The organism is Saccharopolyspora antibiotica (assembly GCF_047200635.1).
Taxonomy (GTDB): Bacteria; Actinomycetota; Actinomycetes; order Mycobacteriales; family Pseudonocardiaceae; genus Saccharopolyspora_C.
On record NZ_JBJZOI010000002.1, the window covers coordinates 292,625 to 304,787 of the forward strand.

The 12,163-nt window shown below is 72.9% G+C and carries 10 protein-coding genes; 2 read left to right on the top strand and 8 right to left on the bottom strand.

Annotated elements, in window-relative coordinates:
* Positions 1-66: 66 nt before the first annotated feature.
* On the bottom strand, positions 67-1,230 hold the full coding sequence (locus ACL03H_RS02215; protein WP_412809329.1) for an NAD(P)/FAD-dependent oxidoreductase: 1,164 nt from the start codon (positions 1,228-1,230) through the stop codon (positions 67-69).
* Complete coding sequence (locus ACL03H_RS02220; RefSeq protein ID WP_412809330.1) at positions 1,230-1,568, bottom strand: bifunctional 3-phenylpropionate/cinnamic acid dioxygenase ferredoxin subunit; 339 nt, start codon at positions 1,566-1,568, stop codon at positions 1,230-1,232. The genes ACL03H_RS02215 and ACL03H_RS02220 overlap by 1 nt, the downstream gene beginning before the upstream one ends.
* On the opposite strand from ACL03H_RS02220, the gene ACL03H_RS02225 reads away from it, so the two are divergent.
* Positions 1,567-1,722 carry a hypothetical protein gene (locus ACL03H_RS02225; RefSeq protein WP_412809331.1) on the top strand — a complete coding sequence of 52 codons (156 nt, stop codon included), beginning with the start codon at positions 1,567-1,569 and terminating at the stop codon, positions 1,720-1,722. The genes ACL03H_RS02220 and ACL03H_RS02225 overlap by 2 nt on opposite strands.
* Positions 1,723-1,935: 213 nt before the next feature.
* Positions 1,936-3,369, top strand: coding sequence for an MFS transporter (locus tag ACL03H_RS02230; RefSeq protein ID WP_412809332.1), 1,434 nt, complete (start codon positions 1,936-1,938; stop codon positions 3,367-3,369).
* Between the two features lie 255 nt (positions 3,370-3,624).
* Here ACL03H_RS02230 and ACL03H_RS02235 read toward each other — a convergent pair whose 3' ends face one another.
* From ACL03H_RS02235 to ACL03H_RS02260, 6 genes are all read right to left on the bottom strand, one after another.
* The gene (locus ACL03H_RS02235; protein WP_412809333.1) at positions 3,625-4,773 is read right to left on the bottom strand and encodes an aromatic ring-hydroxylating oxygenase subunit alpha; all 1,149 of its coding nucleotides are present in this window, start codon (positions 4,771-4,773) and stop codon (positions 3,625-3,627) included.
* Between the two features lie 321 nt (positions 4,774-5,094).
* Complete coding sequence (gene purU, locus ACL03H_RS02240; RefSeq protein ID WP_412809334.1) at positions 5,095-5,943, bottom strand: formyltetrahydrofolate deformylase; 849 nt, start codon at positions 5,941-5,943, stop codon at positions 5,095-5,097.
* Between the two features lie 97 nt (positions 5,944-6,040).
* Entirely contained in the window at positions 6,041-7,414 is a 1,374-nt protein-coding gene (locus tag ACL03H_RS02245; RefSeq protein ID WP_412809335.1) for an L-serine ammonia-lyase, read from the bottom strand.
* Between the two features lie 66 nt (positions 7,415-7,480).
* Positions 7,481-8,365 (bottom strand): bifunctional 5,10-methylenetetrahydrofolate dehydrogenase/5,10-methenyltetrahydrofolate cyclohydrolase, encoded by an 885-nt coding sequence (locus ACL03H_RS02250; RefSeq protein WP_412809336.1) that lies wholly within the window; start codon positions 8,363-8,365, stop codon positions 7,481-7,483.
* A complete protein-coding gene (locus ACL03H_RS02255; RefSeq protein WP_412809337.1) occupies positions 8,362-8,982 on the bottom strand; it encodes a cyclodeaminase/cyclohydrolase family protein in 621 nt (206 codons plus the stop codon). Before ACL03H_RS02255 ends, ACL03H_RS02250 begins: the two co-directional genes overlap by 4 nt.
* Positions 8,983-9,128: 146 nt before the next feature.
* Entirely contained in the window at positions 9,129-11,597 is a 2,469-nt protein-coding gene (locus ACL03H_RS02260; RefSeq protein WP_412809338.1) for a GcvT family protein, read from the bottom strand.
* Positions 11,598-12,163: the final 566 nt, after the last annotated feature.

Consider the following 12,163-nt stretch of genomic DNA (forward strand, 5'->3'; position numbering starts at 1 on the left):
GGTCCCGGTGCCCTGTTGGTCCGATGTGGACTTCCGCCGGACCGGGGTCCGGCGGGGTGTGACCTGTCAGAGCCGCTTGGCGAGCTGTCTCCGCCACCGGCCGAACGAGCGGGCCCGGTCCACGCCGAGCACCCCCACGGGCGAGCCCGCGCGATCGACGTAGAGGGCGAGGAAATCGCCGGATTCCAGGTCGCCTTCCTCGACCTGCACGGTGCAGTCCGGCGTGCGGTGCCCGGCGAACTGGATCCGGTGGCCGTACTGGTCGGACCAGAAGTACGGCACCGCGTGGTGCGCCGGAGCCGAGTGCTCCTGCCCGAGCAGGGCGGCGACCGCCGCCGCGGGCTGTTGCAGGGCGTTGGTCCAGTGCTCCATCCGCAGCGGTTCGGCGGTGTAGTCCCGGAAGGAGTTGGCGCAGTCGCCGACCGCCACCACCCCGGGAACCCCGGTCCGGCCCGCCGAGTCGGTGCGCACGCCGTTGTCCAGCTGGACACCGGAATCCGCGAGCCACTCCACGTTGGGCCGCGCGCCGATGCCGACCACGACCACGTCCGCCGGCAGCTCCCGGCCGTCGGTCAGCCGGACCGCCGTGACCCGCGGATCTCCAGCCAGCTCGTCGATCCCGGTGCCCAGGTGCAGCCGCACGCCGTGCCGCTCGTGCAGCCTCCCGCAGACCTCGCCGAGCTCGGGCCCGAGCGCCCGTTGCAGCGGGACCGGGGCCACCTCGACGACGTCCACCTCGACGCCGAGCCCGACGGCGGTGGAGGCGATCTCGGCGCCGATGAATCCCGCGCCGATCACCACCAGCCGCGCTCCCGGCACGAGCTCCTTGCGCAGCGCCCGCGCGTCGTCCAGCGTCCGCAGGGTGTGCACGCCCTCCGGTACCGGGTCCGAGAGCGCCCTCGCGCGGGCGCCGGTGGCGAGCACGACGCCGTCGGAGGGAATCCGCTCCCCGTCCTCCAGCACGACCGCGCGGTCCGCGGTGTCCAGCGCGGTCGCCGCGCGACCGAGGTACCAGTCGGCCTCCAGCTCGGAATCGGTCGGTTCGCCCAGCGCCAGGTCGTCCTCGGAGGAACTCCCGGCGAGGAACTCCTTGGACAGCGGCGGGCGGTCGTAGGGGGCGTGCTGCTCGTCGCCGACCACGGCGATCCGGCCCGCGAAGCCGCGCTCGCGCAGCGCCCGGACGGCGGTGAGCCCGGCCAGCGAGGCCCCGACCACGGTGACGCTGCGCATCAGCTCACCTCCGCGGCCACGGGTCCGGCCTGGACCGTGCTCGCCTCGTGGACGTAGACCAGCCCGTCCTCGACGGTGACGGCGTGGGTCCGGACGGCCTTCTTGGCGGGAGGCCCGCTGGGGCGGCCGGTCCGCAGGTCGAAGCAGGCCGCGTGCAGCGGGCACTCCACCGCGCAGCCCTCCAGCCATCCGTCCGAGAGAGATGCGTCCTGGTGCGTGCAGGTGTCGTCGATCGCGAAGAGCTCGCCGTCCACGTTGAACACCGCGATGGCCACTTCGCCGTCTACTCGGATCGACTCCCCGATCGGGATGTCGGCCAAGGCACCCACAAAGATCATGAAGACCCTCCTGTTGCAGATCGCGGAACCCGTACTGCAATGCGCAACCGACAGAATGCGGCCCGCCCCCGTGGTCGTCAACGATGAAATTCCGCTTCACGACCAACGGGACGAGTGGACGACGCCGAAGGCAGGAGAGTTCACGGCGACGTGACGTGACGTAACCGGGAACGCGTTCCGGGACGGGGTCCTCGGCTCGCCGTTGGGCTGTTCGTGGGACCGCCGAGCGGGCGCTCCCGAGCCTGTTGACCTTCCCCGGACCACGTCTTATCGTGCACAGATATATCAACCATCGCGCCTGGTAGCGGAGCTTTGGAGGCTGCGGGAACCGCATCGCGGCGCTGCCGCATCCCCATCGGGGGGACCGATGACCGATCGCTCGAAGCGGCCGTGGCGCGGGGTCGCGCCACCCGTCGTGGAGGAGGAGCGCACCGTCCGCCGCGCGGTCGCCGCCGCGGCCGTGGGCAACGTCGCCGAGTGGTACGACTTCGGCATCTACTCCTACCTGGCCGCCGTCGTGCTGGACCGGGTCTTCTTCCCCGAGGGAGGCGAGTGGGCCGGGGCCTACACGCTGGCCGCCTTCGCCGCCGCGTTCCTGATGCGACCGCTGGGCGGGCTGGTGTTCGGGCGGCTCGGCGACCGCTTCGGCCGCACCAAGGTCCTCGCCGCCACGGTGCTGCTGATGGCCGTGGCCACCGTGCTGCTCGGATTCATCCCGGACTACGGCGCGATCGGCGCCGCCGCTCCGGCGCTGGTGCTGTTCGTCCGGCTGCTGCAGGGCTTCTCCGCCGGTGGCGAGTACACCGGGGCGTTGACGCTGGTCGCCGAGTACGCCCCGGACCGGCGGCGCGGTTTCTTCGGCAGCTGGCTGGAGTTCGGCACGCTGGCCGGTTACACCGTCGGTGCCGGGGTCTGCTGGACGGTGATCGGCGTGCTGCCCGCGCAGGACCTGGAGACCTGGGGCTGGCGGATCCCGTTCCTGCTCGCGGCGCCGCTGGGCATCACCGGCATCTACCTGCGGCTCAAGCTGGAGGACACCCCGGCGTTCCGGCAGCTGATGGAGCGCTCCCCGGCGCTGTCCACGATGTCCTCCCGGCGCGCGTTGCAGATCGTGCTGAGCCGCTACCGGTCGGCGGCCCTGGTGGCGGCGGGCGTGGTCGTGGCGTGGAACGTGACGAACTACGTGCTGACCAACTACATCCCGACCTACCTCACCGGCACGCTGCCGCGCTACGGGGAGAGCGGCACCAGCGCCGGCCTGGCCACCGCGCTGCAGGTCGTGGTGATGCTGGCGATGCTCTGCGTGATCGTGCCCGTGGGCAGGCTCAGCGACCGCGTGGGCCGGAAACCCGTGCTGCTGGCCGGAAGCACCTCGCTGGTCCTGCTCGGGCTGCCCGCGATCTGGTTGCTGCGGGAGGGCCTGCTCGGCCAGCTCGCCGGACTGACGATCATGGGTGGCTCGCTGGTGTGCTTCGCGGCCGTCTCGCCCTCCACGCTGCCCGCGCTGTTCCCCACGATGATCCGCTACAGCAGCCTGGCGGTGGTGTTCAACCTGGCGGTCTCGCTGTTCGCGGGCACGGCCCCGACCATCATCGAGGCCACCACCACCGCGACCGGCAACCTGGACTGGGCGGGCTACTTCCTCATCGCGGCCGGGATCATCGGCATGATCAGCACCTGCTTCCTCACCGAGCAGGCCGGGCGCCCGCTGGAGGGAGCGGCCCCGCTGACCTCCAGCGCCGAGCTCCCACCCCCGCCGCTGTCGCCGGACGGTGTTCCCCTGGAGAGCCCGCACCAGTAGGTCCGGGCACGACGAGGATCCCGCGCGGAGACTCCGCGCGGGTCTGATCGCCGTCGCACTCGTCCTGGGGCGGTCGTGCTGTCAGCGCCGCGCCCGACCGGTCGGCGCGACCGGCATCCCTGCGCGGCGGCTTCCTCGCGAGGGCGGCGATGTCGCCCGCGTCGGCGGACGTGCGAGATCGAGCCCGCGAGGAAGCCGCCGAGGTTCCGCCACCCGCCGCCCGCCGCCCGCGGCAGCCGGTCCGCGGCCGGGCGGTCAGCCCACCCGCTGCCGGACCCAGTCGTGGAACTCGCCGATGTGGTGCTCGCTGGGGACCAGCACGCCACCGCGGCGGTAGGAGCGCGAGTCCATCGCGAGCTGGCACCGCTCGCAGGCGTCGAAGTCCTGCTGGTTGACCCGGTGGAACAGCTCCACCGAGCGGTCGATGTCGGCGCCGGAGTCCACCACCTCCGGCAGGTACAGCCAGTCGCAGCGCACGATCGTCCGGTCGGCCGCCACCGGGAACATCCGGTGGAACACCACGTGGTCGGGCACCAGGTTGATGAACACCTGGGGGCGCACCGTGATGGCGTAGTAGCGCCGGTCCTGCTCCTCGCCCACCCCGGGGATCCGCTCCAGCCCCGCCGAACCGTCCACGGTGAAGCCCTGCACCTCCTCGCCGAACTCCGCGCCGTGGCCGACGTAGTACTGCGCGGCCAGGCCGTCGGCGAACTCCGGCAGCACCTCGGTGAGCTCGGGGTGGATCGTCGCGCAGTGGTAGCACTCCATGAAGTTCTCGACGATCTGCTTCCAGTTCGCCTTGACGTCGTACTCGACGCGCCTGCCCAGCTTCAGGTCCGCCACCTGGTAACCGACGATCGCGTCCGGGGTGCCGAGCCGCTCGCTGACGTCCCCGATGACGGTCTCCTCGAACGACGGCGGTTCGTCGGCCAGGCACAGCCACACGTAGCCCAGCCACTCCCGCACGTGCACGGTGCGCAGCCCGTACTCCACGCGGTCGATGTCCTGCATGGCGTTGAGGTTCGGGGCGGCGATGAGCTTGCCGTCCAGCCCGTAGGTCCAGGCGTGGTAGGGGCATTGGAAGGAGCGCCGCACCTCGCCCTTCTCCTCGGTGCACAGCCGCGCCCCCCGGTGCCGGCAGACGTTGAGGTAGGCCCGCGTCCCGCCGTCGCGGCCCCGGGTCACCAGGACGCTCTCCCGGCCGATCTGGACGGTTTCGTACTGCCCGGGCCGGGCGAGGTCCGCGGCCAGCACCGCGCAGAACCAGCCCGCCTCGAAGATCGATTCCTGCTCGGCGCGGAAGATCGAGGTGTCGGTGTAGTAGTGCCCCGGGAGCGTCTCGCGCAGGCTCGCCGGAAGCGCCGGACCGTCGACGGAGGTGGGGGAAAGCTCGCCGGTCGTCATGGCAGTGCTCCTCGCTCGTGGAAGTCTCTCGTGGCAGGGGACGGGATCTGCGGAACTCGCCGCCGCCCGCGGAGCATCGCGGGCGGTCGGACGGGGAGGAGGATCCCGTTGCACGATCGGCAACGGGGTGCGTGATGCGCTACTGGAAATGGGATCGCGCGGCGGAGCCGGCTGTCAAGACCGTTCCGGGCTCGGAGCTCGTCGCACGCGGGCCCAACGGTTCTCGATCGTCGTCCGGCCGGCGGCGGAGCTGCCGAGCGGAGACCGGGTCGAGCGACCGGCACCGCCGCCGACGCCCCGCGCGGGCAGGTCCGAGGGCGGTCAGGTGAACACCACGGTGCTGTGCCCGTTGGGCAGCACGCGGCGTTCGCAGTGCCAGCGCACCGCGCGGGACAGCGCCAGCGCCTCGGCGTCCCGCCCGACGGTTTGCAGCGCCTTCGGATCGTGGGTGTGGTCGATCCGGATCACCTCCTGCTCGATGATCGGCCCCTCGTCCAGGTCCGGGGTGACGTAGTGCGCGGTGGCGCCGACCAGCTTCACGCCGCGCGAGTACGCCTGGTGGTAGGGCTTCGCGCCCTTGAAGCCGGGCAGGAACGAGTGGTGGATGTTGATCGCGCGGCCCTCCAGGGCCTTGCACGTCTGATCCGAGAGCACCTGCATGTAGCGGGCCAGCACCACCAGCTCGGCGTCGTGCTCCTCCACGACCCGCAGCAGCCGGGCCTCCGCCGCCGGCTTGGTCGCCGGGGTGACCGGGATGTGCACGAACGGCAACCCGGCGGCCTCGGCCATCGGGCGAAGGTCCTCGTGGTTGGACACCACGGCCACGATGTCCGCGCTGAGGCTGCCCGCCCGCCAGCGGAACAGCAGGTCGTTCAGGCAGTGGCCGAGCTTCGAGACCATCACCAGGATCCGCGCCGGGCGGTCCGGGGCGAACGAGTAGCTCATCTCGAAGTCCGCCGCCACGGCCTCGAAGTCCCCGGCGAGCCCGGCGACGTCGGCCTCCCGGCCGGTGGAGGCCTGGGCGCGGAGGAACAGCCTCTCCCGCACCGGGTCGTCGAACTGCCGGTACTCGCTGATGTCGCACCCGCGCCGGAGCAGGAAGCTGCTCACCGCGTGCACGATCCCGCTCCGGTTGGGGCAGCTCAAGGTGAGCGTGAACGAACCTGTCATTGCCTGCACCTCTCGTCGAACTCGTCGGCCGTGGCGATGCCGGCGGCGGGGCGGCACCACCGGCACCCCCGGGCACGCCGCGCCGGTCCGCGAACCGTCAGCACTCCACGACGTTCAGGGCCAGACCGCCCCGGGCGGTCTCCTTGTACTTGTCCTTCATGTCCGCGCCGGTCTCGCGCATCGTCTTGATGGCCTTGTCCAGCGACACGTGGTGCCTGCCGTCGCCGCGCAGCGCCATCCGGGCCGCCGTGATCGCCTTGACCGAGGCGACGGCGTTGCGCTCGATGCACGGGATCTGCACCAGCCCGCCCACCGGATCGCAGGTGAGCCCGAGGTTGTGCTCGATGCCGATCTCGGCGGCGTTCTCCACCTGCTCCGGGCTGCCGCCGAGGACCTCCGCGAGCCCGGCGGCGGCCATCGAGCAGGCCGAGCCGACCTCGCCCTGGCAGCCCACCTCGGCCCCGGAGATCGAGGCGTTCTCCTTGAACAGCACGCCGATCGCACCCGCGGTGAGCAGGAACCGCACGGCCGCGTCGGGGGTGAAGGCGGGCAGGAAGCGGTGCGCGTAGTGCAGGACGGCGGGCACGATCCCGGCCGCGCCGTTCGTCGGGGCGGTCACGACCCGCCCGCCCGCGGCGTTCTCCTCGTTCACCGCCAACGCCCAGAGCGTCACCCACTCGACCCCGTGCAGCGCGTCCGGCTCGTCCACCCCGGACGCCAGCCGGTCGCGCAGCTCGGCGGCGCGGCGGCGGACCCGCAGGCCGCCGGGAAGCACACCGCGTGCGCGGGAGCCCGCCTCGACGCACTCCCGCATCACCGCCCAGATGTGCAGCAACCCGTCCCGGGTCTCCTGCTCGGGGCGCCAGGAGCGCTCGTTGGCGAGCATCAGATCGCTGATCCGGGCCCCGGTCTCGCGGGTGCGGGCGAGCAGGTCGGCACCGGTGCGGAACGGGTGCGCGACCGCGGTGCCGTCCTCGACGAGCACCGGGCGGCCCGCCTCGTCCTCGTCGAGCACGAAACCCCCGCCGACCGAGTAGTACTCCCGCCGGTCCAGGCGAGCGCCGTCCTCCCCGAAGGACTCGAACACCATGCCGTTGCTGTGGAAGTCCAACCGGCGGGTGCGGTGCAGCACCACGTCCCGATCCGCGCTGAAGGCGATCTCGCGCTCGCCGCCCAGGCTGATCCGGCCCTGCTCCCGGACCGCGCGCACCTCGGGCTCGGCCCGCACCGGATCGACCAGGTGCGGCTGCTCGCCCAGCAACCCGAGCACCACCGCGGGAACGCTGCCGTGCCCGTGCCCGGTGGCGCCCAGCGAGCCGAACAGCTCGCAGCGCACGGCGGCGGTGCGCCCGAGCAGCCCGCCCGCGCGCAACCGCGCGACGAACAGGTGCGCGGCGCGCATCGGCCCGACCGTGTGCGAGCTGGACGGGCCGATCCCCACCTTGAACAGGTCGAACACCGAGAGGGTCATGTGCGCTCCCAACTGGTTCCGGTGCCGCGGGACGGGATCGTCGCCCGCGCGGTGATGCTCCGGCGATCAGGTCGGCCGGCGGGCCGCGGCTCCGGCGGCGCTGGTGGTGTGGCGCAGCAGCAGCGCCGTGGTGACCGGGCCGACCCCGCCGGGCACCGGGGTCAGCCCCGCGACCCGCCCCGTCACGGCGGCCGCGTCCACGTCCCCGACGAGCCCCCCATCCGGGGTCGGGTTGGTGCCCACGTCGACGACGGTGCAGCCCGCCGCCACGTGCCTGTCGGTGATGAGCCCGGGACGCCCGACCGCGACCACCAGCACCTCGGCCGCGCGGGTGTGGCGGGCCAGGTCGGCGGTGTGCCGGTGGCAGATCGTCACCGTCGCGTTCCGGCGCAGCAGCAGGTGCGCGACGGGCTTGCCGACGACGGTGGAGCGCCCGACCACCGCGCAGTCCCGGCCCGCGAGCTCGACGCCGTGGTGGTCGAGCAGTTCCAGCACCGCCGCGGCGGTGGCGGGCGGGTGCGCCGGGCGCCCCGCCGCGAGGTTGCCCAGCGAGAGCGGGTTGGCGCCGTCGACGTCCTTGTCCGGGTGGATGGAGCGGGCGAGGTCGTCGAAGTCCGCGCCCGGCGGCAGCGGGGTCTGCAGCACGATGCCGTGCACCGCCGGGTCTGCGCTGAGCCGCTCCAGGGCGGCGCGGATCCGCTCGGGCGCCGCCCCGGCGCCGAGATCTTCGACGTCGCAGGTCACGCCGCACCGCGCGGCGCTGCCGGCGATGGAGCGGACGTACCAGGCGCTGGACCCGTCGTCGGTGGCGACCACGACGGCCAGCCGGGGTGTGATGCCGGTGGTCGCCAGCGCGGCGGCGGAGGCGGTGACCTCGGCGCGCAGCGCGCGGGCCAGGGCGGTGCCGTCCAGGACGGCGGTCTCCGGTGCGGTGGTGGGGGAAGTGGTCATCGCTGGATCTGCTCCCGGACGGCGGTGGTGATCTGATCGGCTCGGTGCAGGAGATCGTCGGTGCGGTCGGCGGCGGCGCGCAGCTCGTCGCGGAGGGCGGGATCGGTGATGCCGGGCAGGTTCACCTCGACGTGGACCCGCGAGGTCGAGAGGGCGGCGCGGGCGGCGTCGGCGGCCGCCGCGACGTCGGTGACGACGTTCGGGTTGCCGATCGGGCGCAGCCGCTCGGCGAGTCCGACGACCCGGGCCGCGACCTCCACGACCAGGGCGGGCACCTGCCCCGCCCCGGCGAGGGCGTCGGCGATGGCCCGGGAGCGGTCCGACTGCTCCCGCTCGGTGCCCTTCGGCAGCGCGTAGGCCGCGCCGACCGCGCCGAACGCGGCGGCGTCCTGCTCGGCGAGTCCCAGCGCCTCGGCGCGCAGCCCGTCGGCGTCGTCGCGCACCTCGGTGATCTCGGTGGCGTGCGCGGCGTACTTCGCTCCGTCGCTGTAGCGGGCGACCATCGCCAGCAGCGCGGCGCCCTGGGCGGCGTGCAGCGCGGCGGTGGCACCACCGCCCGGCGCGGGCCGCCGGGACGCCAGGTCGTGCAGGAAGGTCTCGATGGGATCCGTGCGCACTGGTGGTTCCTCCGTGGTCGGACGTGGGGGAGCGGGCCCCGGATGGGCCGCTCATCGCCCGTGTTCGATCTTCGTCCTGGCGCTCCCGCGTCCTGTCGGCGGCGCCCCCGTCGCGGCTCCGCCGCCCCCGCGCGAGGGACGGGCCGTCAGCGGCGGATGCGGGTCATCTCCGGGTCCACCAGGGGCTCGGCGGCGACGGTCGCGCGGACCCGCCGGTCGAAGTACTGGATCTCCACCGAGGTCCCGACCTCGGCGCCGGCGGGCAGCCAGGCGTAGGCGATCGGGATGCCGAGGGTGTGCGAGAACGCCGCCGAGGTGATGTAGCCGACCGGTTCCCCCTCCCAGAACACCGGCTCGGAGCCGAGCACGACGCTGCGCCCGTCGTCGATGGTGAGGCAGGACAGCCGCCGCGACACCGAGGCGGCGTCGATCCCGGCGAGCGCTTCCTTGCCGACGAAGTCGCCCTTGTTGGCCCGCACCGCGAAGCCGACGCCCGCCTCGTGCGGGTTGTGCTCGGTCGTCATGTCCGCGCCCCAGGCGCGATAGCCCTTCTCCAACCGGAGGCTGTTGAACGCCGCCCGCCCGGCGGCCACCGCGCCGAGGTCGCGGCCCGCCTCGAACAGCACGTCCCAGAGCCGCTGCCCGTGCTCAGCGCTGGTGTAGATCTCCCAGCCCAGCTCGCCCACGTAGGACACCCGCATCGCCAGCACCGGGATGCCCGCGATGTGCGCCCGCGCGCAGCGGAAGAACTTCAGGCCCTCGTGGGAGAAGTCGTCCTCGCTCAGCGGCTGCACCAGGTCGCGGGCCAGCGGGCCCCACACCCCGACGCAGCAGGTGCCGCCGGTGATGTCGCGGACCCGCACACCGCCCTCCGCCGGCAGGTTCCGGCGCAGGTGGTCGAGATCGAGGTTGCCGTTGGCGCCGATCTGGAACAGCTGTTCGCCGAGCCGAGCCACGGTGAGGTCGCTGCGCACGCCCCCGGCCCGGTCCAGCAGCAGCGTGTAGGTGACCGCACCGACGGACTTGTCCATCTTCCCGGTGGTGAGCCGGTCCAGGAATTCCAGCGAGCCGGGCCCGCTGACCTCCAGCCGCTTGAGCGGGGTCATGTCGTAGAGCGCGACGGCGGTGCGCGTCTTCCACGCCTCCACGGCGGCGATCGGGGAGTGGTACATCGCCGACCAGGAGTCGCGGCCGGGCGGTTGCCACTCCGCCGGGAGTCGCTTGACCAGCGGCGCGTTCGCCTCGTACCAGTGCGGGCGCTCCCACCCGTGGGACTCCAGGAAGAAGGCGCCGAGCTCGCGCTGCCGCGCGTGGAACGGGCTCACCCGCAGGTCCCGGGGGGAGAACTTCGGTTGCAGCGGGTGCTTGACGTCGTAGATCTCGACGAAGTTCTGCCGGGAGGTCTCGGCCACGTGCCGCGGGGTCGTCTCGATCTCGTCGAAGCGGTGCACGTCGCAGCCGTGCAGCTCGATCTCGCTGCGCCCGTCCACGAGCAGCTGGGCCACCGCCCTGGCCACTCCGGAGGAGTGGGTCACCCACACCGCCTCGGCGATCCAGAACCCGGCCACGTCGGGGGATTCGCCGATGAGCGGGCCGCCGTCGGGCGTGAACGAGAAGACGCCGTTGAACCCGCTGTCCACCCGGGCGGAGCGCAGCGCGGGCAGCAGCCGCCGCGCGTGCTCCCAGGAGGCGGCGAAGTCCTCCGGGGTGAACTCCAGCATCGAGGGCATCGCCGCCTCGGTCGGCGCCCCGTCGCCCGAGGGCAGCTCGTCGAGGCCGACGGGGATCGGGCGGTGGGCGTAGGAACCGATGCCGAGGCGGTCGTTGTGCTCCCGGTAGTACAGGTCCTGGTCCTGGTGGCGCAGGATCGGCAGCCGCGCCTCGATCCGCTCGTCGTTGCGCCCGGCCAGCTCCGGCAGCGGATCCGTCCGGACGTACTGGTGCGCCAGCGGCAGCAGCGGCACGGTCATCCCGACCATGTCGCCGATCGCCTGGCCCCAGAAACCGGCGCAGGACACCACGAGGTCGGCGGGGATCTCGCCCCGGTCGGTGCGCACCCCGGTGACCCGGCCGCCCTGCTGCTCGATGCCGAGGACCTCGGTGTCGCCGAGGAATTCGGCCCCGCGCGCCTGGGCGCGGCGGGCCAGCGCGACGACCGCGCGGGAGGCGTTGGCGAGCCCGTCGGTGGGGGTGTGGAACCCGCCGAGGACGCGGTCCTGGTCCAGCAGCGGGTGCAGCTTGACGCACTCCTCGGGGCCCACGACCTCGCCGGGCACGCCCCAGGAGGTCGCCCAGCCCTGCTTGCGGTGCAGGTCGGCGAGCCGCTCCGGGGTGGTGGCGACCTCCAGGCCGCCGACCGGGTTGAAGCACCACGCCCCGTCCACGTCGAGACCCCGCAGCTTGGTCGTCGTGTAGGTCGCGAACGCGGTCATCGTCTTGGACGGCCCGGTCTGGTAGACGAGGCCCGGCGCGTGCGAGGAGGAGCCGCCGGTCAACGGCAGCGGTCCCTGGTCGAGGACGGTGATCCGGTTCCAGCCGCGTTCGGTGAGCTCGTCGGCCAGGTTCGTGCCGACGATCCCGGCTCCGATGATGACGACACGTGGGGGCGTGCTCATGCTGGTCTCCTAACGGGCGGCCTGCGCGACCGCTGCGAGGACGGCGGTTCGGGACGGAGTCGCCGCGGTGCGTCCGGGGACCGCCGGGGAGCGGGCGGTTCCGCGGTGGGCACGAGCGGGTTCGGAGGGCGGGCGGCGCCCCTGAGCTCAGGTGGTGCGGGCGTCGGGCCGTCGGGTGCGCTGGGGGAGGGGAACGGTGCCGGCCCGTGTCGGTTTCGGATCGGCGCGAGCGGGGAACACCGGGAACCAGACTGATATATCAAGTGAACGGCAGAGTAAGCAGCCGGTCGGCCGGGGGTCAACACCCGTTCCGCAACTCCCGCCGACCGGGTGGGGATCCGGTTCGGCGAGGCTCGAATCCTGTTCGGAGGTTCGCCCGGTCGACCCCCTTGACCACGCGATCACCGCTGCTAGCCTGAAAGCTCTCTGATATTTCAGTTGGATCTCAACTCGGGCGGCCGGCTCGGCCGGTTCGTGTTCCCCTCGCGTTCTCCCCTGCTGTTCCTCCCCGCGTGGAAGGAGTCCCATGAGTTCGTCCGGCAACGAGGTGCTCGTCGATCCGCTCC

Coding starts and splice junctions, on each gene's coding strand:
- ACL03H_RS02245 (WP_412809335.1), bottom strand. CDS start 7,414: ATGACCCTCTCGGTGTTCGACCTGTTCAAGGTGGGGATCGGCCCGTCC.
- ACL03H_RS02250 (WP_412809336.1), bottom strand. CDS start 8,365: ATGACCACTTCCCCCACCACCGCACCGGAGACCGCCGTCCTGGACGGC.
- ACL03H_RS02225 (WP_412809331.1), top strand. CDS start 1,567: ATGAAGACCCTCCTGTTGCAGATCGCGGAACCCGTACTGCAATGCGCA.
- ACL03H_RS02260 (WP_412809338.1), bottom strand. CDS start 11,597: ATGAGCACGCCCCCACGTGTCGTCATCATCGGAGCCGGGATCGTCGGC.
- purU (WP_412809334.1), bottom strand. CDS start 5,943: ATGACAGGTTCGTTCACGCTCACCTTGAGCTGCCCCAACCGGAGCGGG.
- ACL03H_RS02235 (WP_412809333.1), bottom strand. CDS start 4,773: ATGACGACCGGCGAGCTTTCCCCCACCTCCGTCGACGGTCCGGCGCTT.
- ACL03H_RS02220 (WP_412809330.1), bottom strand. CDS start 1,568: ATGATCTTTGTGGGTGCCTTGGCCGACATCCCGATCGGGGAGTCGATC.
- ACL03H_RS02230 (WP_412809332.1), top strand. CDS start 1,936: ATGACCGATCGCTCGAAGCGGCCGTGGCGCGGGGTCGCGCCACCCGTC.
- ACL03H_RS02215 (WP_412809329.1), bottom strand. CDS start 1,230: ATGCGCAGCGTCACCGTGGTCGGGGCCTCGCTGGCCGGGCTCACCGCC.